Annotated in this window: 20 protein-coding genes; 12 read left to right on the top strand and 8 right to left on the bottom strand. The window is 61.2% G+C overall.

What is annotated here, in order from left to right; all coding sequences use genetic code 11:
* The first annotated feature begins 1 nt into the window (after position 1).
* The 5 genes from DWW03_RS03605 to DWW03_RS03585 all read left to right on the top strand — a co-directional run bounded on the left by DWW03_RS03605 (position 2) and on the right by DWW03_RS03585 (position 6158).
* Positions 2-1447, top strand: coding sequence for a TrkH family potassium uptake protein (locus tag DWW03_RS03605; RefSeq protein WP_229028654.1), 1446 nt, complete (start codon positions 2-4; stop codon positions 1445-1447).
* Between the two features lie 8 nt (positions 1448-1455).
* Positions 1456-3003: a hypothetical protein gene (locus DWW03_RS03600; RefSeq protein ID WP_015546212.1), complete on the top strand. Its 1548-nt coding sequence runs from the start codon at positions 1456-1458 to the stop codon at positions 3001-3003.
* 85 nt (positions 3004-3088) lie between these two features.
* Positions 3089-3559, top strand: a complete 471-nt coding sequence (locus tag DWW03_RS03595; protein WP_015546211.1) for an NfeD family protein — start codon at positions 3089-3091, stop codon at positions 3557-3559.
* 8 nt (positions 3560-3567) lie between these two features.
* On the top strand, positions 3568-4539 hold the full coding sequence (gene floA / locus DWW03_RS03590) for a flotillin-like protein FloA (RefSeq protein WP_022061344.1): 972 nt from the start codon (positions 3568-3570) through the stop codon (positions 4537-4539).
* A 68-nt stretch (positions 4540-4607) separates the two neighbouring features.
* Complete coding sequence (locus tag DWW03_RS03585) at positions 4608-6158, top strand: alpha/beta hydrolase-fold protein (protein WP_022061345.1); 1551 nt, start codon at positions 4608-4610, stop codon at positions 6156-6158.
* A gap of 42 nt (positions 6159-6200) precedes the next feature.
* On the opposite strand, the gene DWW03_RS03580 is transcribed toward DWW03_RS03585, so the two are convergent.
* The gene (locus DWW03_RS03580) at positions 6201-6968 is read right to left on the bottom strand and encodes a CDGSH iron-sulfur domain-containing protein (protein ID WP_022061346.1); all 768 of its coding nucleotides are present in this window, start codon (positions 6966-6968) and stop codon (positions 6201-6203) included.
* Between the two features lie 74 nt (positions 6969-7042).
* Here DWW03_RS03580 and DWW03_RS16540 point away from each other — a divergent pair, with 74 nt between their 5' ends.
* The 4 genes from DWW03_RS16540 to DWW03_RS03565 all read left to right on the top strand — a co-directional run bounded on the left by DWW03_RS16540 (position 7043) and on the right by DWW03_RS03565 (position 11341).
* Positions 7043-7195 carry a hypothetical protein gene (locus DWW03_RS16540; protein WP_153811586.1) on the top strand — a complete coding sequence of 51 codons (153 nt, stop codon included), beginning with the start codon at positions 7043-7045 and terminating at the stop codon, positions 7193-7195.
* 5 nt (positions 7196-7200) lie between these two features.
* The gene (locus DWW03_RS03575; RefSeq protein WP_162852216.1) at positions 7201-8634 is read left to right on the top strand and encodes a hypothetical protein; all 1434 of its coding nucleotides are present in this window, start codon (positions 7201-7203) and stop codon (positions 8632-8634) included.
* Positions 8635-8733: 99 nt separating this feature from the next.
* A complete protein-coding gene (locus DWW03_RS03570) occupies positions 8734-9936 on the top strand; it encodes an MFS transporter (protein ID WP_015546208.1) in 1203 nt (400 codons plus the stop codon).
* Between the two features lie 67 nt (positions 9937-10003).
* On the top strand, positions 10004-11341 hold the full coding sequence (locus DWW03_RS03565) for a fimbrillin family protein (protein ID WP_118406323.1): 1338 nt from the start codon (positions 10004-10006) through the stop codon (positions 11339-11341).
* Positions 11342-11380: 39 nt separating this feature from the next.
* On the opposite strand, the gene DWW03_RS03560 is transcribed toward DWW03_RS03565, so the two are convergent.
* Genes DWW03_RS03560 through DWW03_RS03550 form a run of 3 tightly spaced genes read right to left on the bottom strand, consistent with a single transcriptional unit; the run spans position 11381 to position 14903 of the window.
* Positions 11381-12589 (bottom strand): homoserine dehydrogenase, encoded by a 1209-nt coding sequence (locus DWW03_RS03560; protein WP_015546206.1) that lies wholly within the window; start codon positions 12587-12589, stop codon positions 11381-11383.
* Between the two features lie 14 nt (positions 12590-12603).
* On the bottom strand, positions 12604-13617 hold the full coding sequence (metX, locus tag DWW03_RS03555; protein WP_022061349.1) for a homoserine O-acetyltransferase family protein: 1014 nt from the start codon (positions 13615-13617) through the stop codon (positions 12604-12606).
* Positions 13617-14903 (bottom strand): O-acetylhomoserine aminocarboxypropyltransferase/cysteine synthase family protein, encoded by a 1287-nt coding sequence (locus tag DWW03_RS03550; RefSeq protein ID WP_022061350.1) that lies wholly within the window; start codon positions 14901-14903, stop codon positions 13617-13619. The genes metX and DWW03_RS03550 overlap by 1 nt, the downstream gene beginning before the upstream one ends.
* Positions 14904-15281: 378 nt before the next feature.
* Between DWW03_RS03550 and DWW03_RS03545 the strand changes: the two genes are divergently transcribed.
* Entirely contained in the window at positions 15282-17654 is a 2373-nt protein-coding gene (locus tag DWW03_RS03545) for an LruC domain-containing protein (protein WP_259301973.1), read from the top strand.
* A gap of 299 nt (positions 17655-17953) precedes the next feature.
* Here the strand turns inward: DWW03_RS03545 and DWW03_RS03540 are convergent, their stop codons facing one another.
* The 4 genes from DWW03_RS03540 to DWW03_RS03525 are packed head-to-tail and all read right to left on the bottom strand — an operon-like array spanning position 17954 to position 24273.
* On the bottom strand, positions 17954-18535 hold the full coding sequence (locus DWW03_RS03540) for a TetR/AcrR family transcriptional regulator (RefSeq protein ID WP_022061353.1): 582 nt from the start codon (positions 18533-18535) through the stop codon (positions 17954-17956).
* Positions 18535-19905: a TolC family protein gene (locus DWW03_RS03535; protein WP_015546203.1), complete on the bottom strand. Its 1371-nt coding sequence runs from the start codon at positions 19903-19905 to the stop codon at positions 18535-18537. The genes DWW03_RS03540 and DWW03_RS03535 overlap by 1 nt, the downstream gene beginning before the upstream one ends.
* A gap of 3 nt (positions 19906-19908) precedes the next feature.
* The gene (locus tag DWW03_RS03530) at positions 19909-23094 is read right to left on the bottom strand and encodes an efflux RND transporter permease subunit (protein ID WP_022061354.1); all 3186 of its coding nucleotides are present in this window, start codon (positions 23092-23094) and stop codon (positions 19909-19911) included.
* A 3-nt stretch (positions 23095-23097) separates the two neighbouring features.
* Complete coding sequence (locus DWW03_RS03525; protein WP_022061355.1) at positions 23098-24273, bottom strand: efflux RND transporter periplasmic adaptor subunit; 1176 nt, start codon at positions 24271-24273, stop codon at positions 23098-23100.
* Between the two features lie 163 nt (positions 24274-24436).
* Between DWW03_RS03525 and DWW03_RS03520 the strand changes: the two genes are divergently transcribed.
* Together DWW03_RS03520 and DWW03_RS03515 are read left to right on the top strand one after the other, a co-directional pair.
* Positions 24437-25285 (top strand): AraC family transcriptional regulator, encoded by an 849-nt coding sequence (locus tag DWW03_RS03520; RefSeq protein WP_022061356.1) that lies wholly within the window; start codon positions 24437-24439, stop codon positions 25283-25285.
* Positions 25286-25589: 304 nt separating this feature from the next.
* Positions 25590-26642 (top strand): class I fructose-bisphosphate aldolase, encoded by a 1053-nt coding sequence (locus DWW03_RS03515; RefSeq protein ID WP_022061357.1) that lies wholly within the window; start codon positions 25590-25592, stop codon positions 26640-26642.
* Positions 26643-26651 lie beyond the last annotated feature (9 nt).

Here is a 26651-nt window from a genome sequence, read left to right as displayed (position 1 = left end):
GATGCGGGTAGACGTGGTTTTACGGTATATCGGGGTCGTGATGCTCTTCATTGCGATGTTCATGCTGCTGTCGGCGGGAATCTCCTACCTGAGCGGCATGGATTCGGCGTTCTATCCCCTGCTGCTCTCCTCGCTGCTCACGGCCCTGCTGGGCGCCTTTCCGCTGATCTTCGTGGGCAAGCGCGAGCAGATCACCAACAAGGAGGGGTTCTGCATCGTCGTCGGGGCGTGGCTCGTGGCCTGCGTCGTGTCGATGTTCCCCTACCTGATCTGGGGCGGGGAGTTCTCGCTGGTCAACGCCTGGTTCGAGAGCGTCTCGGGCCTCACGACCACCGGATCGACGATCCTGAACGATGTCGAAGCCCTGCCCCGCGGATTGCAGTTCTGGCGCATGTCGTCGACGTGGATCGGCGGTATGGGCGTGGTGATGTTCGCGCTGGTGGTCCTGCCGTCGATGGGGCGCAGCAAGATGATGCTCTCCAACGTGGAGCTTTCGACGATGGCCAAGGACAACTACCGCTACCGTTCGCAGATCATCGTGCAGATCCTGCTGGTGGTCTATGTGGGGCTTACCGTGCTGTCGACCGTGCTGCTCAAGATGGCGGGCATGAACTGGTTCGACGCCCTGTGCCACGCCATGTCGGCCTGCGCCACGAGCGGATTCTCGACCAAGAACGCCAGCATCGCCTATTTCAACAGTCCGGCGATCGACACGATCCTGATCTTCGCGATGGCCACGGCGGGCGTCCATTTCGGGCTGATCTACGCCACGGTGACGGGCAAGCGCAGCAACATCTTCCGCTCGGAGGTGACGCGCTGGTACTTCGGGATGCTGCTCGCGGGCGGCGTGCTGATCGCCGTCAGCCTCTTCGCCGCGGACATCTACCCCACGCTGACCGCGTCGTTCCGCTACGCGATGTTCCAGTTCGTGTCGGTGGTGACCACGACGGGTTTCGCCACGGCCGACTCCAACACGTGGACTTCGTTCGCCGTCATCCTGCTGATTTTCGGCTCGATCGTCTGCGCCTGCGCCGGGTCCACGGCCGGTGGCATCAAGGTCAACCGCCTGGTGCTGGCCGGGAAGATGATGCGCACGCGCCTGCGGCAGCAGCAGCATCCCAACGCCATCATCCGCATCCGCCTCGATGGTGTCATTCAGGAGAACGAGGCCCTGCACGCGGTGATGATCTTCATCGTCACCTACCTGATGTTCATACTCGCCGGCACGGTCTTCGGCACGATGCTCGGCGTCGATCTGACGACCAGTTTCACCGGGGCGGTGGCCTCGATGGGCAACGTCGGCCCCGGGTTCGGGGAGGTCGGCTCGATGGATAACTTCTCGGCGATGCCCGCGGCGTTCAAGGTTTCCAATTCGCTGCTGATGCTGCTGGGGCGTCTGGAGATTTTCGGACTCATACAGATTTTTTTCATTAAATGGTGGAGGTGACCCAAACTATGTTTCGCAGGATTCTCATATACGCGCTGGGTGCGGTTTTCCTAACCGCCGGCGGAGTGCGGGCGCAGCAGCCCGAGGTCGAAGCCCGCATTGCGGGGCTGGAGGGAAACGCCGAGTACATGTCGCTGCTCCGCGAGGATGCGCAGTTGCAGATACGCGAGGATTCGATCGTCAACGCCGTGGAGCGCATGCGCCGGCAGCTGCGCGAGGACCCGGGCAAGCGGCAGCAGTATTCGCAGGAGATTTTGCAGCTCGAAAGCAGGATTTTCGAAATCCGCAATGCCAAGGGACGCCTGATCGACCGTATCAACACCATCGAGCAGGAGTGGGTGCTGGCCAGCCTGAACGGCGCGGCGCAGCAGCCTGCGGCGTCTGCTGAAAAAAGCCCTGCGGAGGCGGTCCCCGACTCGCTGAAGGTCCGCAATCTGGTGGACAACCTCTATTTCCGCGAACACCTCCCGGCGGAGGATTATGCGGCCCTGCGCGACGCGCAGCGGCAGGAGATGCGGGCCGTGGACTATGTCAACCGCTATTTCGCCAACCATGGCACGCTGACCGAGCTGGCCGAAACCTACGCCGCCGTGCAGACCGAGGCCGAGGCGATGGAGGTTTTCGAGCGTTACAACGCCTTGCAGGGCGTGAACCGCGCGCTGGCCGACTCGCTCGCCGCGACGTGGAACTCGATTTTCGACAACAAGAGCTACGCCTACGGCTATCTGCTCGACAAGATGGGCGAGGAGGAGGTGCTCGCCCGCGAGGAGGAGGCGCTTTCGGAGGCTTCGCGCCAGCTGTCGGCCTTGCAGGGCGAGACGGCTTCGGACGCCGTGGCGGACTATTTCCTGCGCAAGCGGGTCGTCGTCGACTACGAGGCCGCCGTGGCCGGAGTGCTGGCGCTGGACGCCGCACGCGATTCGCTGCGCGGCGTTGCGGCGCAGCTCGAATCCATCGACTACCGCCTGCCGAGGGTCGAAGTCGCCGAGCGTTACTTCCTCGACTACGACAGCGTGGCCTTCTCGTCGAAGCCGGTGTACTCCTACCAGAATCCCATTCCCGAGTGCCGGGTCTATGCCAACGGCACGATCTACCGCATCCTGCTCGGAACGTTCAACACCAAGCGCGCCGCCGCGACTTTCCGGGGCGCCTATCCGCTCTTCTACCTGATCAACGACGAGGGCAAGTGGTGCTACTATGCGGGCGGCTTCGCCACGCTGGCCGAGGCCGAGGCGGCGCAGGCGCTGCTGAAAAAGCGCGGGTTCGTGCGGCCCGAAATCGTGGTGTGGACCGACGGCGCGGCCCGCAACCTTTCGCTCGACCCCGAGGCGGCGAAAGTCACCTACCGCGTCGAGATCACCGGGACCGACGCCCTGTCGGACGAAGTGAAGGGGGTGATCGCCGCAACGGGCGAAGGCTACGAACTTTCGCGCGTGGGCAGCCAGCTCTTCGTCGTGGGGGCTTTCGACGACAGGGCCGTCGCCGACCGTCTGGCCGAGTCGATACGGCAAACGGATGCCGCACTGGAGGTAAAAGTCGCCGAAATCGCAGAATAAATCGGAACCCGGATGAAATTTATCGCAGAATTCGTCCGGGTTCTGAATTTTTTACCTATCTTTATTGCAATATTCCACAAGCCTTATGGAGATGTTCTATATTGTACTGCTCGTTTTTTTCGGCCTGCTGTTCCTGGTGGCCGAATTGGTCCTGCTGCCCGGGGTGTCGATCGGGGCCGTGCTGGCGCTGGTCTGCTACGGCAGTTCGGTGTACCTCGCCTTCCGTGATTTCGGTCCCGTGACGGGAACTGTCGTCATCCTCGTCATTCTCGTATTGTCGGTCATCGCCACCGTCGTCTCGCTGCGGGCCAAGACCTGGCAGCGTTTCTCGCTCAAGCAGGAGATCCGGTCGTCGTCGATGCCCGTCATTCCGGCCGAGGAGTTGCAGGTCGGCGACCGGGGCGTGACCCTCTCGCGCCTCTCCCCGATGGGCAAGGTCGAGATCGGAGGCCGCACCTACGAAGCCAAGTCGCAGGGGGCCTATGTCGACCAGCAGCGAGATGTCGAGGTCGTGGGATTCGAGAATTTCAGCGTTATCGTAAAAACAATCAAATAAGCTAAATTATGGATTTTCAGGGTGGAATGATCGTGTTGATCGTCTTCGTGAGCCTTTTTGCGATCTGGCTCCTCTTCTATTTTATTCCGGTGGGACTGTGGTTCTCGGCCCTGGTGTCGGGCGTGCGTATCAGCCTGCTGCAACTGGTGCTGATGCGTTGGCGCAAGGTCCCGCCCTCGACCATCGTTTCGTCGATGATCGAGAGCACGAAAGCCGGACTGAGCCTCAATCCCAACGAGCTGGAGGCCCACTACCTCGCGGGCGGCAACGTCACGAACGTGGTGCACGCGCTGGTTTCGGCCCAGAAGGCCAACATCATGCTGGATTTCAAGATGGCGACGGCCATCGACCTGGCGGGCCGCGACGTGTTCGAGGCCGTGCAGATGTCGGTCAACCCCAAGGTGATCAACACGCCTCCCGTGGCCGCCGTGGCCAAGGACGGCATCCAGCTGATCGCAAAGGCCCGCGTCACGGTGCGCGCCAACATCAAGCAGCTGGTCGGCGGCGCCGGCGAGGAGACCGTGCTGGCGCGTGTCGGCGAGGGCATCGTTTCGTCGATCGGCTCGGCCGCGTCGCATAAGATCGTGCTCGAAAATCCCGACTCCATTTCGCGCGTGGTGCTCGAAAAGGGCCTCGACGCCGGAACGGCCTTCGAAATCCTCTCGATCGACATCGCCGACATCGACGTGGGCAAGAACATCGGCGCCCAGCTGCAAATGGACCAGGCGCAGGCCGACAAGAACATCGCCCAGGCGAAAGCCGAGGAGCGGCGTGCGATGGCCGTGGCGCTCGAACAAGAGAACAAGGCCAAGGCGCAGGACGCCCGCGCCAAGGTGATTCTCGCCGAGGCCGAAGTGCCGCTGGCCATGGCCGAGGCGTTCCGCAACGGCAACCTGGGTATCATGGACTACTACAAGATGAAGAACATCATGGCCGACACGCAGATGCGCGAGACCATTGCCAAACCCGAAAAGAAATAGTTTTGACGGATTTGTTATTAGGGGGTGCGCGTCGTGCGCGCCCTTTTTTGTGAAAGATTCAGACAGTTATGAGAAAGTGCCTTTTGATTCTGTTTTTCGCTTTTGCCGCGGCGGGAGCCTCCGCTGCGCAGATCGACACGGTGGCGGTTTTCAGCGCGAAGATGCAGCGCGAAATTCCGGCGCTGGTCGTGGTTCCCGATGCCGGCGTCGGGCGGCGCATGCCCGTGCTCTACCTGCTGCATGGTTTCGGCGGTTCGTACACGACGTGGCAGAACATCACCGACCTGCGTCCGCTGGCCGACGCCTGCGGGATGATCGTCGTCTGCCCCGACGGCGCGAACAGTTGGTATTGGGACAGTCCCCTCGATCCGGCGTCGCAGTTCGAGACCTTCGTGGCGCAGGAACTGCCCGACTGGATCGACGCCCGCTACCTGACGATTCCTTCGCGCGAGGGCCGCGCCGTCACGGGCTTGAGTATGGGCGGTCACGGCGCGCTGTGGGTAGCGCTGCGCCACAAAGACCGTTTCGGGGCTGCGGGATCGACCTCGGGAGGCGTGGACATCCGGCCTTTCCCCGACTCGTGGGAGATGAAGAAACAGTTGGGCGAACTGAAAGACAATCCGGAACGCTGGAACGCGCATACGGTGATCCGTCAGGCCGCTTCGCTCCGGGACGGCGAACTGGCGCTCATCTTCGACTGCGGTTATCAGGATTTCTTCTATCAGGTGAATCTGAACCTCCACGAACAGCTGATGCGGCAGGGCGTGGGGCACGATTTCCTGGTGCGTCCCGGTGCGCACAACGCGGCCTACTGGTCCGCGTCGCTCCCCTGCCAGATGCTTTTCTTTCAGCGCTGGTTCGCCCGGAATGCGCCCCAGCCGGCCGTGACGGCCTCGGGGCGGCGTGTGGTGTATATCGGCGACTCGATCACCGACGGTAATTGGGGCAAGGCCGACGGAAAACCGTCGTCGCAGCGCAATCTGTGGGATCGCAACCACCTTTTCGGCAGCGGGTATATGTATTTATGCGCCAGCTATTACCAGGGCTATTTCCCCGATCGCGACTACCGGTTCTTCAACCGCGGCGTGGGCGGTCATGCGTTGGGCGACCTTGCCGCCCGCTGGCAGGAGGATGTGATCGACCTGCGACCCGACGTGCTGTCGGTGTTTGTCGGGACGAACGATGCGGAACGTCACCTTGGCAGACTGCTGCGCGCCGACGATCCGAAAACGGTTCCCGATTTCGATTTTGCCGACTGGGAAAGGACCTATCGCGGTCTGCTCGATCAGGCCCGGCAGGCAAATCCTGCGTTGAAAATCGTACTGTGCACGCCCTTTGCCGCACCCTGCGGGAAGATCGTTGAAGGCGCATTGGGCGAATATTATCCCCTGCGGCAGCGGATACTGGCGCAATGCTGTGTGATCGTGGAGCGAATCGCAGCCGACTACGGCGCGACGCTCGTGCCCTTCCACCGGCTTATCGCCGATCTGGAAACGCGGCTGCCGAACGGCGATGCGACCTATTGGGTGTGGGACGGCATCCACCCCACGCCTGCCGGTCAGCGACTGATGGCCGATTGCTGGATCGGCGCCGCGGCCCGGAACGGTGTTATGGAATGACAAAAGCGAGCCTTCGAAGGCTCGCTTTTGTTTGGCGCGGGGTCAGTAGACCTCCTCGGGCAGCGTTTCGCCGACCGGTTCGCCTTCGAGGTTGTCGCGCCACTTGATCGCCGCGTGCGTGCCGTCGCAGTAGGGTTTGTTGGCCGACTGGCCGCAGCGGCATGCGACCACGCGGTTGCGGATTTCGTAGGTATGGCCGTCTTCGCGCCGCAGGGGAATGCCGCCGCGAATCCACAGGCCGCCGCTGCTGCCGATGGTGACGTCCTCGATCAGCCCGAGACTCGGGGCGAACCGGAATTCGTAGGGGCTGCCCGTTTTTCGGTCCCAGGCCGTCAGCCGTCCGCCGGGGCACATCGACGCTTCGCGGATGGCCAGCTGGCGTGCTTCGGGATCGGCGGACCGCTCGGTGAGCGTCCATGCGTCGCCCCCGGGGTGGCAGAAGCGCGCGAAGACGCAGTATTTCGGATTGTCGGTCATCGTGAGGGTCCCGCCCTCGACGGTCTCGGCCTTGTCGAGCAGCGATTCGTAGGGTGCGGTGAGCGTCGGGTCCCAGGTCGCCGTTTCGTGGCTCCCGTCGCAGTAAGGTTTGCGTTTCGAGGCCCCGCAGCGGCAGAGCGCCGTAGGTTCCGCCTCGGTCGAGAAGCGCCGCCCTTCCTGGAAATACCAGCTTTCGTTCTGCTCGTTGGGCATGATGAACTGCTCGGCCAGCGGCGGGCGTCCGTAGACCAGGAAGGGGCCTTTTTCGGTCACGGTGATGCTGAAGCGCTCCTCGGCGGGAGAACTTCCCGTTTCGATTTTCAATTTCGACATACTATATGCGTTTCTGATTCGTTAGGGAATAGGCGGCAATAATTGTTCCCAAATGCAATTATTCGGACGGGCATGTGGCATTTATTCCGCTTTTTGGTATCTTTGGTGCCGTGACGGCACTTTCGGGAGGGGAAGTTTTGTTGAACCGTGCGCAATTCGGTTTTGCACCCGTCCGACTTTTTATTATCTTTGCCGTTGATTTTGAAACTGAAATAAGAAAAGAATGAACTATATGAAAAGATTTGCAGGGTTGGTTTGCGCGGTTGCGGCCGTCGTTTTTTTTGCTTCGTGCAGCAAGGACAAGGAATCGGGAACGATCGCGTTCGATTCTCCGGCCGTTTTCCTCAATGCGGGCGACGCAGTGACGGTGGGCTTTTCGGCCTCCAACATCGAGAGTTTCTCGATAACGGGCAAACCCACGGGCTGGAGCGATCCCGTTATCGACGCGGCGAACCGCACCATTACGGTCGTCTCTCCCGAGAAGTTCGACGACGACAATGATGCCGTAAAGTCGGGTTCGGTGACCCTGACGGGCAAGGTGCACGGCGGATCGACGGCTTCGGCGACGCTTTTCGTGGGTGTGGTCGACACCGAGGATTTGAGCCGTAAGCCGGCCAACAGTTATCTGATCAACAAGAAGGAGACCAACTACCTGATCGACGCCATGTACAAGGGCGACCTGACCGAGCTGGCGACCTCTTCGGTCGATGTCGTCTGGCAGAGCCGGTCGAATCTGATCCAATACCTGGAGTTGAAAGACGGCAAGGCGTCGTTCTACGTGGCTGCCGACAGCGACGACGGGGACAAGATCAAGGAGGGCAACGCCGTGATCGGAGCCTACGACGCCGGCGGCACGCTGATCTGGAGCTGGCACGTATGGGCTGCGGACTACGATCCCGAGGCCGAGGGCGGTGCGGTCGATTTCAACGGCTATTCGATGATGACCCGCAACCTCGGGGCGCTGGCCGCCGACAACTCGTCGGTGGAGAACATCCTCGCCTCGTACGGACTTTATTATCAGTGGGGCCGTAAGGACCCCTTCATCGGCCCGAGTTCGTACAACGCCGCCAACGGCGCATCGGCCAGCATGTACAACGGCGGCGGCAGCCGCGTCTACCTGCGGACGGCCGCTTCGAGCGCCGAGACGGGTACGGTGGCTTACGCCGTGCAGCACCCGCTGACCTTCATCACGGGCGTCTCCGGTTCGGAGAACGACTGGCTGTGGAGCGCACATTCCGACGATTTGTGGTCCGCTTCGAAAAAGAGCGCCTACGATCCCTGTCCCTATGGCTGGCGGGTGGCTCCGTCGGCCGTGTTCGACGGTTTGAAACTTGTGGGAGCCCCCACGGCGGCGGATGCCGACAAATACGGCTGGGGCCTGACCGATCCGGAGCGGGGAACCTCGTCGCTGTTTATCGGCGCAGGACGCCGCCGTTACGACAACAGCACGATCCTGAACGTTTACAACCCCGTCACCGTGCGCAGCGTGGCCGAGGAGGCGCAGCCCTGGGAGGGCCTTTATTGGACCGCAGGGACGCTGTCGGGTACGAAATCCCCGGCTTTCCACTTCTGGTTCGAGAAGAAGACCACCGGCGGAGGCCTCGAAAACAACGTCCCCTATGCCCGTGCCAACGGCATGTCGGTGCGTTGCGTGAGGGTGCAATAGGGACATCCGGAAGAAACCGAACGACGGACCGGCCTTGATGCCGGTCCGTTTTCGTTTGGTATAACAGTTGCGGGGATAGCGGTACTAAAATCCCCGGCTATGAAAATCAAGACAGGAAAAGGCTCCGTTACGCTCGTCGTGCTGCTGGCAATCTGGTCCGTGTCGGCCATTGCGTCGCTGCCCGGACTGGCCGTCTCCCCTATTCTGGGCGATCTGAACAAGGTGTTTCCCAAGGTTACGGACCTCGAAATCCAGATGCTCACCTCGCTGCCGTCGCTGCTGATCATCCCCTTCGTGCTGCTCTCCGGAAAACTCTCCGAGGGGAGGGACAAACTCAAAATCCTGATCGTAGGACTTTCGATTTTCTTTTTGAGCGGCGTGGCCTGCCTGTTCGCCCGCAGCATGGCGTGGCTCATCGTCATCAGCTGCATCCTCGGTGTCGGCGCCGGCATGGTCATCCCCCTCTCGACGGGCCTGATCGTCGACTATTTCACGGGGGACAGCCGCGTCCGGCAGCTGGGGTACAGTTCGGCGATCAACAACCTCACGCTCGTCGTGGCGACCGCCGTGACGGGCTACCTGGCCGAGGTCAACTGGCATCTTCCGTTCCTGGTCTATACCCTGCCGGGCATCTCGCTCGCGCTGTCGTTCTTCCTCCGGCGCAGCCGCTCCACGCCCGAGCCGGAGCAGAGCATCCAGATGCGCCACAAACGGATCGACCGGGGCAAGCTCGTCGGACTGATGCTCTTTTACTTCTTCGCCACTTACGCCGTGCTGGCCATCGCCTTCTACGCCTCGTTTCTGGTCGACGACTACAAGATCAGCAGTTCGTTTTCGGGTGTGCTGATCTCGTTGTTCTTCCTGGCGATCATGCTTCCCGGGCTGTTTATCGACCGGATCATCCGCGCGCTGAAGCAGAACGTCAACCTCGTGTCGCTGGGGCTGGTCTGCGCGGGGCTGCTGTGCGTGGGGATCTTCCGTGACAAGACGATGCTCGTCGTCGGGGCGTTGCTCACGGGCTTCGGCTACGGGGTGATCCAGCCCGTCATCTACGACAAGGCGGCGACCATCGCTCCGCCCCGCTCGGCGACGCTCGCGCTGTCGTTCGTCATGGCGATGAACTACCTTGCGGTGATGATCTGCCCCTTCATCATGGACATGTTCCGCCATCTGTTCCACACCCACAGCGACCGTTTCCCGTTCTTCTTCAACGCCGCGCTGGTGTTCGCGCTGGCCGCCGTCACCTGGTTCCGGCGCGGGAATTTCACGCTCGGACTCGACGAATCGTATTACAAAAACTGACCGGAGGTCTTGTGAATAACATAAAAAGTTTTATTTTTGTGATTAAAAGTCGCAAAAATAAACCTGAATGATGAAAAGACAACTCCTTCTTGCGCTTCTGGCGGCGGGCCTCGCCGCTGCACCCGGCTGTGCCGATAAGCGGGATGCGGTTCCCGGCATCCGGATCACGCCGTCGATCAAAACCCGCGTCACGGGGCTTCATTTCGATACGGGCGACTGTATCGGTCTGACCGTCACGAAGAACGGCTCGGATTACGTCCGGAACCACCAGATGACCTACGACGGCTCGGCCTTCACGGCTTCCGGCCTGCTGTGGTACAACGACCTGAACGAAACCTCGACGCTCACGGCCTATTTCCCCTATTCGGCGTCGGGCGTTCCCGACGAGTTCTCCGTGGCGCGGGATCAGAGTGCGGGCTGCGCCTCCTCGGACCTGCTGGGAGCCGTGGCGAAGAACGTGACGCCCACGGGCACGCCCGTCGGGATGCTGTTCTATCACCTGATGTCACAGCTGACCATCGTCATTACCAACAATTCCGATGCTGCGGTTTCGGGCGTCGCCGTGGGCGGATTCGTCCCGACGGCCTCGGTGGATCTCTCCGTGCCGACGGCTTCGGCGAAAGCCGGCGCGGCGGCCGCTGAAATCGAAACCTTCGAAGTGACGCCCGACGCCTCCTACCGTGCGATTCTCGTGCCGCAGCAGGGGGCGCTGACCGTCACGGTCTCCACGCGCGACGGCAAGAGCCGCAGCAAGACCCTCTCTTCGGCGACGCTCGAAAGCGGCCGAAGGTACGACATGTCGGTGCTCGTCACCAACATCGACATCGAGCTGAAGCTGAGCGGCGAGGTCAGCGACTGGGAAGACGGCGGTTCGCTTGACGAGGGCGACGGCGGGGAGGCTTCCGAACTGGAATACGGCGGCGATACCTACCGCACGGCGAAGATCGGCGGACAGGTATGGATGGCCGAGAACCTGCGCTACCAGCCTGCGGGTACGGAGATCGGCGATGGCGTATGGTATCCCGAGGAGGGACTTTCCGCGGTGGCGGAAAAAGGGCTGCTGTACGATTATAAGACGGTGACGGGCGGCGCCACGGTCCGGTCCGGGACTCCGCTGCGGGGCATCTGTCCCGAGGGCTGGCACGTTCCCGCATTGGCCGAACTCGAAGCGCTCCTTGCCGCCGGGCCTGCGGCCGGATTTTTCAGGTGCGCCGGATACTGGATCGTGAACGGCACGTCGAACAGGTACGGAGACGCCGACAAAGGTTATCTGATAAGCTGCGAGGCCACGGCCGAGCGGAGCGGCTGCCTGGTTTACAGCACCACGACCGATCCGGTGACCGGCGAGGTTCCGCTCGGATACGGCCTGTCGGTCCGCTGCGTGAAAGACGACGCCGTGCGGTAGGCAATGAAAAAGGTCCCTTGTCAAGGGACCTTTTTCTGTTTAATCGCGGTTCAGGAAGAAGATCGGGATGTTCGCCAGGAAGACGTCCCTGCCCGAAAGCTGCGATCTTTTTTCGAGCAGTTCGCGCAGCGGAATCTCGCCGATCACGTAGTTGCTCTCCTCGCTGATGAACTGTTCGTGAATCTTCGAGAAGTTCAGAATGCCCTGCACGTCGGTCTCCTTGTAGCGGGCGTAGATTTTCAGCGTAATGTCGGTCGTGTAGTCGGGTTTCTCGATGTAGTTCATCTTCTTGTACTCGTAGCGGTAGTTGTTCAGCCGCGCCATGATGTCGCTCAGGATCGACGACGCCGTGGGCAGGCTGCCCGCGCCCTTGCCGAACATGAACTGCCGGTCGTAGCATTCGCCGCGGATCACCACGCCGTTGTACTCGTCGTCGACGCTGTAAATGTACTTGGCGGGCGTCACGAACTCCGGCATGACGAACATCGTGAAATGTTCGTCGCTCACCTTGACGACCTGCGCCACCAGCTTGATCTTCACGTTTTTCTCACGGGCGTACTGAATGTCCGAATCGTGGATCGTCGAGATGCCGTAGGTGAAGATGCGCTCCGGGGCGACGTAGGTTCCCAGCGCATGCACGGTGATGATCACCAGCTTGAACAGCGAGTCGTAGCCCTCGATGTCGAACGAGGGGTCGCTTTCGGCGAAGCCCAGCGCCTGCGCCTGCGCGAGGGCGTTGGCGTAGGAGTCCTTGTGGTCGAAGACGCGCGAGAGGATGTAGTTCGACGAGCCGTTCAGAATGCCCTTGACCTCCAGCAGCAGGTCGTTGTCGTAGTACTCTTCGAGGTTGCGGATCACGGGGATCGAGCCGCACGACGAAGCGTCGTAGAGCAGCGCCACGTTGCGGGTTTTCTGAATCTCGATCAGCTCGGGAAGGTGTTTGGCGAGCATCGTCTTGCTGCCCGACACGACCGGGATGCCGCGCAGCATGGCCCGTTTGACGATGTTGTAGGCGGCATCGGCATCGTCGATGACCTCCACCACGAGGTTGATGTTCTGGTTGTCGAGGATGTCGTCGACCGAGGTGGTGAACAGCGAAGGGTCGACTTCGATCTTGCGCGGCTTTTTGGGGTCGCGGACGCAGATTTTCACGATTTCGGCGTGGGCGTTCTTCGATTTGCGCACCACTTCGTAGATGCCCTGTCCGACGACGCCGAATCCGAACAGTCCGATTTTGATTTTGGTCATGGGGTATCCGGTTTTTAATTGTTCATAAAAGGTAGCAGTATGTCGTTCAACTGTTCGTGTTCGACGAGGAATCCGTCGTGGCCGAACGGCGAGTCGATTTCGTGGTACGCGCTGCCGGGGATCATGGCGTGCAGGCTGCGCATCTCGGCGGGCGTGAAGATGATGTCGGTCGTGATGCCGACCACCAGCGTCCGGGCCGTGATGCTGCGGAGCGCCTGCTCCAGTCCGCCCCGCCCGCGGCCCGCGTCGTGCGTGTCGAAGGCGTCGAGGATCGCGTAATAGGAGTAGGCGTTGTAACGGCGGCGGAGTTTTTCGCCCTGGTATTGCTGGTAGGTGCACGCCCGGTGCACGGCGGGGCGCTCCTCGCGGTCCTGCTGGGTGAGGTTGTAGCCTTCGGGACCGCGGTAGCTCAGCAGGCCGATGGCCCGGGCCGCCGCCAGTCCTTTCATTCCGGCGTCGTCGCGCGGCTGGCCGAAAGTCGTGTCGGCCTCGATGGCCATGCGCTGCGTTTCGTCGATGGCGATGGCCCAGGGCGAAGCCTTGGCCGCGGTGGCGATCAGCACGAGCCGTTCGATCCGCTCCGGTTCCGAAACGGCCCACTCGACGGCCTGGAAACCTCCGACCGAGCTGCCCACCAGCGTCCCGATGCGCCCGATGCCGAGCGCGTCGGCCAGCAGCCGGTGCGCCCGCACGATGTCGCGGATCGTGAAGGGCGGAAAATCCTTGTACCAGGGCCGCCCCGTGGCGGGATTCACGTGCAGCGGCCCCGTCGTGCCGTAGTGCGAGCCGATGATGTTGGCGCAGACGACGAAATGGCGTGCGGGGTCGAGGAACCGTCCCGCCTCGACCGTGTGGGGCCACCAGTCGGCGACGTCCGAATTGGCCGTCAGCGCGTGGCACACCCATGCCACGTTGTCCTTGGCGGCGTTCAGCGTGCCGTAGGTGTGGTAGGCGATCCGCAGCTCGGGCAGCGTGTGGCCCGTTTCGAGTTCGAACGGTCCGGGAGCTATGTAAATCTGCGGTTCCATTATCCGATTTGTGCGAAAGCCTGTTCGAAATCCTCGATAAGGTCGTCGGCGTTTTCCAGTCCCAGCGAGATGCGCAGCAGCGTGGGCGTGACGCCTGCCGCCGTAAGGTCGGCGTCGCTCAACTGTTTGTGGGTCGTCGACGCCGGATGGGTCACGACGGTGATCGAGTCGCCGATCATGGTCATGTTGGCCGCCAGGCGGAGCGATTCGACGAAGCGCACGGTGCTTTCGAGCGTGCCCTTGAGTTCGACGGTGAAGACCGCCGATGAGCCGTAGCGGTAGTATTTGCGGGCGTTTTCATGGCTCGGGTGCGTGTCGAATCCCACGAAGCTGACCCGCTCGACCTTCGGGTGGCTGCGGCAGTATTCGGCCAGTTTCCAGGTGGATTCCACCTGATGCTTCACGCGCAGCGAGAGGGTCTCCAGCCCGATCATCATCAGGTAGGAGTCGAACGGCGAGGGGCAGCATCCCAGGTCGCGCAGCCCGTCGACGCGGCATTTGACGATGAAGGCCGCCGGACCGAACGCCTCGTGTAAATTCAGCCCGTGATACCCTTCCGAAGGTCCGTCGATCTGCGGGAATTTGCCGTTCGCCCAGTTGTAGTTGCCGCCGTCGACGATCACGCCGCCCATGGCCGTCCCGTGGCCGTTGATCCACTTCGTCGCGGAGTCCACGACGATGTTCGCGCCCCACTCGAACGGGTTGCAGAGGTAGCCCGCCGCACCGAACGTGTTGTCGACGATGAACGGAATGTCGCGCCGCCGGGCCAGTTCGCCCAGCGCCTCCAGGTCGGGGACCGCGCAGGTGGGATTGCCCATGCTCTCGGCGTAGAGCGCCTTGGTGCGGCTGTCGATCAGCGCCTCGAAATCCTCGGGACGCTCGCTCGGGGCGATGCGGCAGTCGATGCCGAGCCGGCGCAGCGACGTGCGGAACTGGTTGTAGGTGCCTCCGTAGAGGAACGGCGAGGCGACGATGTTGTCCCCTTCAGCCGCCAGCGAAAGCACGGCGATCAGGATGGCCGACATGCCCGACGAGACGGCGAGCGCCCCCACAGCCCCGTACAGGGCGGCGATGCGCTGTTCGTAGGCCGTCGTGGTGGGGTTTTGCAGGCGCGTATAGATGTTGCCGCCTTCGCTCAATTCGAAGAGCCTTGCGGCGTGGTCGCAGTTTTTGAACCGATAGGCCGCCGTGGGATAGATCGCCACGCCCCGGGCGCCGGTGGGTTCGTCGGGTTGCAGGCCCGCATGAATCTGGAGGGTTTCGAAACGGTACTTTTTTGAATCCATGGTATGTTATATCTGTCGTTAAAAAATCCGATAAAAAAATCCGACCTCTACGAAGCCGGATTGTGTCATTTTCAGTGCATGAAGGAGCTACACCCGGCGAAAACGGTTGCACATGCACATGGACATCATCATCGTTCCGCGGTGTTCTCCGCGGCGCCGACAGTCGTATGTTGCAGGGCTGGTCATTCGCTTCTGTTGCTCTTACGGTGCAAATATAGGAAATTTTTTCGGAAATCCTCTTTTTCGGCCGGAATTTTGTTTTGCGTAAAAAAACGGGCTTTTTTTGTCATATAAATGAGCGGAATTTTGTAGTTGAGAAAATTATACTTAGTATTTGTCGCGAAGACAGAATGCATCACACATTTAGAAAATTACGATATGAAAAAACTTTGCACGGCTTTGATGGCGGTGGCTGTTGTCGCTTCCTCCTGTCAGAAGGATCTGGGCGGAAGCCCTGACAGTCCGGTTGTGCCGGGGGCTGTTCCCGCCGATTTCGACTGGAAAACGACCCGGAACGTGACCGTTTCGGTGTCGACGCCTGTCGTGGAAGGCGCGACGCCACCCTATGCCGTGATCCGCATTTACTCCTCGCCGATCCTTTCGGCGGAGAATCTGGCGGCCCGGGGCGTGGCGAAATCCGCTATGCCTTTCCGGTCGGCGTTCACACTGAACGCCGGGACCGAAAACCTCTATGTCCAGACCACCCTGCCCGACGGCACGAAGTCGGTGAAGATGGTCGGGGCGCACGGCACGGTAGCCGTGACGGGCGCTTCGATGAAGGCTGCCGCTGCGCCGAAGATGCGTCTGGCGGCGAACGCCCGGGTCGGGAGTTCGATGCCCGATTATCCGAAAATGGAGGCGCCCGATGCGGCGTCGTTCGATTCCAAAGCCGTGATCACTGCGATCGAGAGCGGCAAGAGCTACCAGCTGGGAGCCAGTTGGGCTTTTTACGCCGCTCCCGAATACCTGATCCCTGCCGGGGCGGAGGTTGCGGGCAAATTGGATCTCAACGGCGGGTTCAGCCCCTATCAGGCCCCGATCCTCTATGTCGCCGGCAAACTGACGCTTTCGTCGCTCAACATCGGACGGGCCAAACTGGCTGTATTGCCGGGCGGCGAGGTGAAGATCGGGACCCTGAAAATTCAGCCTTCCGCCGCCGACGGGGCTGCGCTCTACGTCTTTGCCGATGGCAAGCTGTCCGTCGGGAAACCCAATGTCAGCGGCAAATGCATCGTAAACAACGGTACGTTGACGGTCGATGGCAGCCTCGACATGAATAACGGTCTGACTGTCTACAACACGGCGACGGGCGTGCTGACCGTGACCGACGAGATGAAGGTTTCTAACTCCGCGCGGATCTACAACGACGGCGCCGTTACGGTCGACGATCTGAAAATCAATTCCGACGGCGAGTTCCACAACTGCGAGAACGCCCTGCTCGTCGTGAACGACGAGTGCGAGTTGGAGCGCAGTACGGCCATTTACCAGCGCGGCCGGGCTTCGATCGAAGAGATGACCGCCCGCGGTACGATCTGGGTGAACTGCCACACTTCGGTGAACGAGCTGGAGGCCCAGGGGGCGGAGTTCAATTTCAGCGCGAATGCCGGACTCGATGCCGGAAGGGTTGAATTCAACAATACGAACGTGTCGATGGCCCGAGGCGCGATCTTCACGATGGAGGAGTACAACGCCGACGAAAAGGGCGGCGGGAACAGATTCGCGTTTACCGGCGACGCCGATCCAAGGGCCGTGGTCCTGATTTCGGAGAAGGCGTATACCCGCAAAGGGCATGAAACCTATTTCTCGGGAGCGATCGAGGTCGTTTATGACAACGACCGGGATAAGGATTACACGATCCGGAAGGATTATCTGACCGACGGAGCCGTGATGTCGGCGTCGCAGACGACGATCATCACAGAAAACGGCTGCAACGGCGGCAAGGACCCCGTAAATCCTGATCCGGAGCCGGAACCCGACGAGTATGCGAACGTTCCCGGACATACCTATACTTATTGCTTCGAGGACAACTGGCCGTGGCTGGGCGATTACGACATGAACGACGTGGTCATCGTGAGCCGTATCGACCGTATGACGTCGAAGGACGGCGGCAAGGTCTCGGCTCTTACGATCAACTGGGAACTGCGTGCTGCGGGGACCACCTACGACATCGCCGGAGCCGTGCAGATGGACAAGGTGCAGACGTCGGACGTGGCCGGCGTCGTCTCGTCGCACGAGGGCTTCGGCAGCGGTGCGTTCGCTTCGCGGGGGCTCGACGCCGACAGCCCCTGTGCCGTGATTCCGTTCTTCAACAGGACGGAGGAGCTGTTGAGTGCCTCGAACACCTGGAAGGGACAGCCCGCCGCTGCAATCCGGAAACACACCACGACGGTGACCTTCTCGCAGCCGGTGGACATCGCCTCGGTACTGGATTCGGAGATGAACTTCTTCATCGCGCCGAAGCAGCGCACCAGCGAGATTCACATGCCGGGCTATGCGCCGACCGCTTCGGGGATTATCGGCAAGGGTTCGTTCCTGCCTTCGGATCCCTACAAGTTCTTCGTGACGGAGGGCGACCAGACCAAGAACAACTACATGATGTGGGCGCTGATGATTCCGGGCGAGTTCCGCTACCCTGCCGAGGCGAACGACATCCGCGGCGTTTACGAACACTTCATGGCATGGGCCTCGTCCAACGGCGCGGAGCACGCGGAGTGGTATCTGGAGAGCGCCGATGCCGGCAGGATCTATTGAGAAAACGACCTGTTATGGGAAGAGGCTGCGAATCGTTCGCAGCCTTTTTCGCATCCGGAAGATGCCGGCGGACCGAGGGCTGCGCGGGTATCGAGGACGGCCGGGCCGTGCGGGGCTTCCGCAGGCCCGGGGACCGCAGGCTTTGAAACTCCGCGGAACCCGCGGCTTCGCTTCGCAGAGGTCTGCGGGCCTCGGGCGGACGGAGACGCCTTTGCGGCGTCCGGCGGCCATGTCGTTTCCGGGCGTAAAAAAGCCCCGCAGTTCGGCTGCGGGGCTTTTTTACAGGCGTATTGCGAAACTCACGGTTTGCGGTCGATCAGTTCGATGCCCTTCCGGGTCCCCGCGCCGCGGAGTATCGTCCGGCAGAAGAGCCGGAGTTCCTCGCGGACCGTGCCGTTCAGGCGCAGGTCGAGGATCGTGCTCATCAACTGCTCGGCAAATGCCGGGGCGTCGATTTCGGGCAGCAGAAGCTGTTCCTGGCGACAGGTTTCGAGGTAGTCGGTCAGTTCCCTGCGCCAGAATTCCCGGTGCTCGTCGTAGTGCTCCGCGAAGATGATCTTGCGGCTGATGTCCGACAGGAAACGGTGGTCTACCGTATAGAGGTTGTCGATGTATTCGTTCGTCAGCCGGAGCACCTTTTGCAGCGGATTGCCGCCGCGCCGTTTGCGGCAGGCGACGATGCGTTCCCGCTGCTGGTGGCTCATGGCCTCGAGGCATGCGCTTACGAGGTCATTCTTGTCGGTGAACATTTCGTACAGGGTGCGTTTCGAGATTCCCAGCGTCTGCGCGATCTCATCGACCCGGACGGCACGGATGCCGTTCCGGGCGATAAGCTCCTGCGTAGCGTGGATGATCTCCTCTTTGGTCACTCCCCGTTTCATTATTTTTCCTCCGTAATGTCACGTCCGCCGCCGAGAGCCTGGTAGAGGTTCACGGTTCCCTGGATTTCGTCGAAACGGTCTGCGATCTGCGACAGCTGTGCCGAAAGCAGCGACTGCTGGGCGGTCAGCACTTCGAGGTAGGTGGTCGAGCCGTGCTGCATCAGCAGTTCGGTCGACTCCACGGCGCGCTCCAGCGCTTCGATCTGCCGCTCGCGGAGGTCCGCCTTGGCGCGGGCCGACTGGCACTGCGTGAGGGCGTTGTTGACCTCGGCGCCTGCGTTGAGCAGCGTCTGCTGGAACGACAGCTTCGATTCCTCCTGCTGCGCCTTGGCGATCTTCACGCGGGCACGGTTGGCGTTGGCGTTGAAAATCGGTTGCAGGAGCGATCCTGCGGCGTTCCAGATCAGCTTGCCGGGATTGACGATGCCTGCGCCGCTGTTGTTGGTCCAGCCCACTGTGCCGCTCAGCGTGATTGAGGGATAGAGGGCCGAACGGGCGCTCGCCGTGGCGTAGTACGACTGCATGAGCGAATACTCGGCCGAACGTACGTCGGGACGGTTCGAAAGCATCAGCAGGGGTACGCCGACCGTCAGGTCGTCGGGCAGCTGCTGGTTTTCGAGACGTCCGCGTGCGATGGTGTGCGGAACCTCTCCCAGCAGCGAGCAGAGCGAGTTCTCGGCCTGCGTACGCTGGTAGCCCAGGTCGTGCAGCGATGCCTCGATGGCCAGCGTGTTGGCCTCGTACTGGGCCACTCCGGCCTCGTTGGCGTAGCCCGCCTCTTTCAGGGCGCGCATCGCCTCGACGCTCTGGCGCCATTTGGCGGCCGTCTCCTCCGTCACCTCGTACTGGCTGTCGAGCATCAGCAGCGTGTAGTAGAGATTGGCCACGCCCGAGATCAGCTGCGTCTTCACGGCCTGCTCGTACTCCTTGCTCTGGGCGTAGAGCGCCTTGGCCTTGCGCTTGGCGTTGGTCAGTCCGTTGAAGATGTCGATCTGCCAGCTGGCCGTCACGGGAATCGAATAGGTTTTCGCCGTCGGTCCGCCGTCGAAGCTGCTCAAGCTGCCCTGCGGGGCGAAGTTGAACGACGGCAGGTAGGCCAGACGCGCCGATTTAAGTGTCGCCTCGGCCTCCTTCACGCGCCAGCCTGCCGACAGCAGGTCGGTGTTGTTCTCCAGCGCCAGCGCGATAAGCGCCTGCAACTGGGGATCGGTGAACATTTCCTGCCAGCGGATGTCGCCCAGGGTGGTCGTGTCGGCGGTCTCCGCCGATCCGTACAGCCCTGCGGTCGTCACCTCGGGACGGGTATAGGGTTTGTAGATGCCGCAGCCGGTCAGCGCCGCCGCGGCGCATATAATCAGGATCTTTTTCATGTGTTACTCCTCCTCTTTCTCGTTTTTACACTCTTCCAGTTCGGCGCGCACGGCCCACTGCGGATCGGGATCGAATTCCAGGGGCTTGACTTTCTCCTGCAACGTCTGGAAGACGATGAACAGCGTCGGCACGAGGAACAGCAGCGCCAGCGTACCTACGATCATACCGCCGATGACACCTGCACCGAGGGTCGAGTTGCCGTTTGCGCCTACGCCGTGCGAGAGCACCAGCGGGATCATACCGAACACGCAGGTGAGGACGGTCATCAGAATGGGACGCAGACGGGCTTTGGCGGCCGACACGGCGGCCTGCGAGAGGCTCATGCCCGCGGCGCGGCGGTCGGCGGCGTACTCCGTGATCAGGATGGCCGTTTTCGACAACAGACCGATCAGCATGATGATACCCGTCTGGAGGTAGATGTTGTTCTCCAGTCCCATTATCTTGGCGAGCAGGAACGAACCCATCAGACCGCACGGAACCGACAGAATGACGGCGAACGGAATGAGGAAACTCTCGTACAGCGCGCTCAGGATGAGGTAGATCAGCAGGATACAGATACCGAAGATGATGACCGTGTTGCTGCCCGTCTGGGCCTCCTCGCGCGTGATGCCGTCGAACTCGTAACCGTAGCCCTTCGGAAGCACCTGCGCGGCCGTTTCCTGAATGGCCCGGATGGCGTCGCCCGACGAATAACCGTCGGCGGCCGTACCGTTCACGGCGATCGAACTGTACATGTTGAAGCGGTTCAGCACCTCGGAGCTGTAAACCCTCGTCAGATTTACGAACTGGCCCAGGGGAGCCATCTCGCCGCTGCTCGAACGCACGTAGACGTTGTTGAGCGACTCGGTGTCGAGACGGTATTTCGGATCGGCCTGCATCGTCACATAGTACATTTTCGAGAACCGGTTGATGTTCGAAACATACTGGCCGCCGTAGTAGCCTGCCAGCGTCGAGAGGATCGAGGTCGGCGATATGCCGGCACGCTTGGCCTTCGCCGCGTCGATGTCCACCATGTACTGCGGGAAGTTGATGTTGAAGGTCGAGTATGCGCGGGCGATCTCCGGACGCTGGTTCAGCGCGCCGATGAATTGCAGGTAAATATTGTAGAATTCGGTCAGGTCGCCGCCGGTCTTGTCCTGCAGGTGCATGGAGAAACCGGTCGAGGTTCCGTAACCCGAGATCATCGGCGGAGCCACGGCGAAGATCTGTGCGTCCTTGATGTCGGCGGTGCGGCCGTAAATCTGGCCGATGACGGCGTTCACGTCATCCTCCTTGTTCGGACGCTCGTCCCAGTCCTTGAGTTTGATGATGGCCATACCGTACGACGAACCCTGTCCGGCGATCATGCCGTAACCGGCCACCTGCATGTAGTCGCGAATCTGCGGAATGCCGCTGATGCGCTGCGAAACCTGCTCCATGACCTTGTGGGTCTCGGCGAGCGAGGAACCCGGGGCCGTGGTGACGTTGACCATGATCGTACCCTGGTCCTCGTCGGGAACCAGACCCGTCTTGGTGGTGTTCATCAGCAGAGCCAGCGCCGCGATGGTCAGGCCGAGCGTCGACCACATCAGCCACTTGTGCTTGATGAAGAGCATCACGCCGTGCTTGTACTTGTTGACCAAGGCTCCGAATGCCGTGTTGAAGGCCTTGCGGAAACGCGCTGCAAAGTTGTCGCGCATCTCGCCGTTCTCGTCGAGGTACGGCTTCAGGATCATGGCGCAGAGCGCCGGCGACAGCGTAAGGGCGTTGACGGCCGAAAGACCCACGGCCACGGCCATCGTGATACCGAACTGCGTGTAGAAGACGCCCGACGTTCCGCCCATCATGGCGACGGGGATGAACACGGCCATGAAGACCAGCGTCGAGGTCACGATGGCCGACGTGATACCCGACATGGCGTCGATGGTCGCCATGTAGGAGGATTTGTAGCCCGCGTCGAAGCGTGCCTGCACGGCTTCGACGACGATGATGGCGTCGTCGACGACCGTACCGATCGCAAGAACCAGCGCGAAGAGGGTCAGCAGGTTGATCGAGAATCCGGCGAATGCGAGGAAGCCGAAGGTTCCGACCAGCGCCACGAGAATCGACACCGTGGGGATGAGCGTCGAGCGGATGTCCTGCAGGAAGACGTACACGACCAGGATCACGAGGAGAATGGCCTCGAACAGGGTCTTGACCACCTCTTTCATCGAGGCGTAGAGGAAGTCGTTCACGCTCTGGAGATGTGCGATGGCGATGCCTTTCGGCAGTTCGGCCTGCAATTCGTCGAGCAGGGCGTTGACGTCGTTCACGACCTGCGTGGCGTTCGAACCGGCCGTCTGGAAGATCATCGTGCTGACGCCCGGATGGCCGTTGGTGTAACCTTTGTAAGCGTAGGATTCGCTGCCCAGTTCGATGTCGGCGATGTCCTTCAGACGCAGGAGCGTGCCGTCGGGCTTCGAGAGCAGCACGATTTCACCGAACTCTTCGGGCGTCTGGTGGCGTCCGCGGTATTTCATCGTGTACTGGAACGTGTTCTGGGAGTTCTCGCCCAGCGTACCGGTCGCCGATTCGATGTTCTGCTCGGCCAGCGCCGCCGTCACGTCCGACGGGATGAGCTTGTACTGGGCCATTACGTCGGGCTTCAGCCAGACGCGCATCGAGTATTCTGCGCCGAGGGTGAACACCTCGCCGACGCCGCGGATACGCTGGATGCGCGGCTCGACGTTGATCTTCAGGTAGTTCGACAGGAAGGTCTCGTCGTAGGAGTCATCGGGGCTGTAGAGCGAGAAGATCTTGACCATCGAGGTCTGGCGCTTCATGGTCGTCACACCGATCTGCGTGACCTCGGGAGGAAGCTGGCCGGTGGCGCGTGACACTTTGTTCTGCACGTTGACGGCCGCCATGTCGGCGTTGGTTCCCTGGCGGAAATAGACCGTCACGGAGGCGCTGCCGACGGCTGCGCTGGAGGTCATGTAGGTCATGTCCTCCACACCGTTGATGGCCTGTTCGAGCGGTACGATGACCGACTTCTGAATCGTTTCGGCGCTGGCTCCCGGATAGGAGGCGCGCACCATGACCGTCGGGGGCGCGATGTCGGGATACTGCTCGACGGGCAGTGTCGCCAGACCGATCAGACCGGCGATTACGATTACGATTGATATGACCGACGCCAATACGGGTCGTTCTATGAAATGCTTGAGTGTCATAGGTTATTCCTCCTTCTCGGTTTGGGTTTGAGCGGCGGACTCGTCGGTTGCGGGTGCTGCGGCAGCGGCTGCTGCGGCCTGGCCCTTCGGAACGATGGGCGTGCCTTCGCGCAGCAGACCCACGCCTTCGGCAACGATCACATCGCCCGGCACGAGTCCCGCGCGTGCTATATACTCGCGGCCGTTCGAGATCTTCTCGACGTCGATCATCGCCGAAGAGGCCTTGCCGTCCACCACTTTATATACATATACTTTGTTCTGGAGTTCGAACGTCGCGGCCTGCGGAACGGCGATGCAATCCTTGTAGATGCTCGGCAGGATGATGTTGCCCGCACCGCCGCTGTGCAGCAGTCCGTTCGGGTTGGGGAACGCCGCGCGCAGCGACACGCTGCCCGTCGAGGTGTCGATGACGCCGCTGATCGACTCCACGCGGCCCGTCTGGTCGTAGGTCGAACCGTCGCTGAGCTGCAACTGTACGCCCGGCATGCTCTTGAGCGTTTCGGCGATCGAGCCGTACTGGCGTGTCAGGGCCAGGAGCTGGTTTTCGGTCATCGAGAAGTAGACGTACATCTCCGAGTTGTCCGACACGGTGGTCAGCGGCTGCGGGATCGAAGCGCTCACCAGCGCGCCGACGCGGTACGGCAGCGTTCCCACCACGCCGTCGGTCGGAGCCTTCACGACCGTGTAGGAGAGGTTGTTGGCGGCGTTCACGCGCTGTGCCTCGGCCTGTGCGAGCTGGGCCTTGGCCGTCAGCAGGTTGTTGTTGGCCGTCGAGAGGTCGAACTGCGAAACGACGTTGCGGGCGAAAAGCTCCTTCTTGCTGTCGTAGGTGAGCTGTGCGGTGGCCACGCCGGCTTTGGCGGCCTCGACGTTGGCCTCGGCGGTCTGCAAGGCGGCTTTGTAGGGAACCTGGTCGATGATGAAAAGGGTCTGTCCCTTGGCGACTTTCTGACCTTCGTTGACGCAGAGCTGTGAGATCGTTCCCGAAACCTGCGGATAGATTGCGATGTCCTGACGGCCGCGGATCGTCGCCGAGTAGTTGCTCGGGATTTCCCGGTCGGTGGTGGCGATGGTCATTACGGCGTATTCGCCGGGGCCCATTGTCATCGGAGCCTGTTTGCATCCGACGGCCGCCATGCAGCATGCCAAAACGGCAGCTTTCACAAATGTTTGCTTCATAACAATTCCTTTAACTGATTGGACTAAAAAACTTTTTCAGGTGCAAAAGTATTTTAAAAACGGTATCAATGTACCCTTTATTGCGAACAGAATTGGTACTTTTCGGAATAAAAATGGAATATTTATCGAAAATTTCATTATTTTTGTTCGAAAAAAGAATTGTATGCCACAGGTCAATCCGCTAATCACCACTCCCGAGGAGCAATTTGTTGTGGGCGAATCCGATTTCGCCTTTTTCGGCAATTACGCCTGCCGTGTGGAAGGAGGTGCGATTCTCTTCTGTCGCAGCGGCAGCGCCGACGCCACCGTCAACCAGTACCAGGGGCAGGTGCGCCGCAATACGATGGTGCTGCTGCTGCCCGGATCTATCTTCATGCTCACCGACCGCACGGAGGATTTCAGGGCGGCCTACTGCTCGTTTTCGCGGGATCTCTTTTCCGAGGCGGCCTTCCGGATGGACCCTTCGTTTTTCCACGCCCTGCGCGAGCGTCCGATCTCCCATCCGCCCCAGCGGATCGTCGAGGGGGCTTCGATCTGGCTCCAGATGGCGGCCTACACCTACCGCGACCGCGGCAACGTGTTCCGCAATACGATCATCAAGAACCGTTTGCAGAATCTGCTGCTGGAGAGTTACGACAAGATGCAGCGTTTCGCAGCCCGGCAGCACCGCGTGCCGGAGACGACTACGCGGCAGTCGGAGCTGTTCCACCGTTTCGTCGCTCTCGTGCACGAGCATTGCGCCCAGGAGCGCGAAGTGTCGTTTTACGCCGACAAACTCTGCATTTCGACCCGTTACCTGTCGACCATCGTGCGCAGCGTGGCGCACAGTTCGGCCAAGGAGTTCATCGACCGTTCGGTGATGCTGGAGATCAAGATGATGCTCCAGTCGACCGACCTTTCGGTGCAGGAGATCGCCTACCGGCTCCGGTTTCCCGACCAGTCCTACCTCGGGCGTTTTTTCAAGAAGCACGCGGGGGAATCGCCCACCGAGTACCGCAACAACAAAAAATAGGTATCCGGGTTTCGGACTTTTGTCCGCTCCGGGCGGTAAATTCTGCGTCCGGGACGGTTTGTGTCCCTGCGTAGTCCGGCCCGCAGCAGCCGGAACGCTTTGAACGGGCCTCGCCGCATGCCCTGAACGGGCGCGCCCGCTTCGCATTTCTGTCCTACCTCTGTACCATTCGGTCCGAATCCGCGCTCCGCCTCCCGCGCCGGGAACAACCTCCCGGATTTTTCGGTAACTTTTAGGCCGTAAACGGGACCTGATTGGACCCGGAATTGCACGGGATTCGTAAAATGACCAAAACACAGCGATTATGAGCAAGACAGTTGAAATTTTAGGGGAGCAGGCCGGCTACTACCTCTCCCACGTATGCCGCACCATCGACAAAAAGTCGTTGTACCTGCCGGGACCCGACACCGTGGACCGCATCTGGGCCGAATCCGACCGCAGCGTCCGTACGCTGGGCAGCCTGCAATGGATTCTCTCCAACGGACGGCTGGGCGGCACGGGCTATGTCTCGATCCTGCCCGTGGATCAGGGCATCGAGCACTCCGCGGGGGCTTCGTTCGCCCCGAACCCCGCCTATTTCGATCCGGAAAACATCGTCAGACTCGCCGTCGAGGGCGGTTGCAATGCCGTCGCCTCGACTTTCGGCGTGCTGGGCGCCGTGGCGCGCAAATACGCGCACAAAATCCCCTTCATCGTCAAAATCAACCACAACGAGCTGCTGTCCTACCCCAACACCTACGACCAGGTGTTGTTCGGCACGGTGCGCGATGCCTGGAACATGGGCGCCGCAGCCGTCGGGGCCACGATTTACTTCGGTTCGCCGGAGAGCCGCCGGCAGCTGGTCGAGATCGCCCGCGCGTTCGACCTGGCGCACGAACTGGGCATGGCGACGATCCTGTGGTGCTACCTGCGCAACGAGGGTTTCAGGAAGGAGGGTACCGACTACCACGCTTCGGCCGATCTCACGGGGCAGGCCGACCACCTCGGTGTGACGATCAAGGCCGACATCGTGAAACAGAAACTCCCGTCGAACAACGGCGGTTTCCGGGCCGTCGGCTTCGGCAAGACCAGCGACAAGGTCTACACCGAGCTGACTTCGGACCACCCCATCGACCTCTGCCGCTATCAGGTGGCCAACGGCTATATGGGCCGCGTGGGCCTGATCAACTCGGGCGGCGAGTCGCGCGGGGCCTCGGACTTGCAGGAGGCCGTCACGACGGCCGTGATCAACAAGCGCGCCGGGGGCATGGGGCTTATCAGCGGCCGCAAGGCCTTCCAGCGTCCGATGAAGGACGGCATCGCCCTGCTGCACGCCATTCAGGACGTTTACCTCGACGATGAAGTGACCATCGCATAATATCCGGGT

It is taken from the genome of Alistipes sp. AF14-19, assembly GCF_003461645.1.
GTDB classification, from domain to species: Bacteria; Bacteroidota; Bacteroidia; order Bacteroidales; family Rikenellaceae; genus Alistipes; species Alistipes shahii.
Note: the sequence above shows the minus strand (reverse complement) of the source record. Positions and strands in the feature narration are given on the sequence as shown.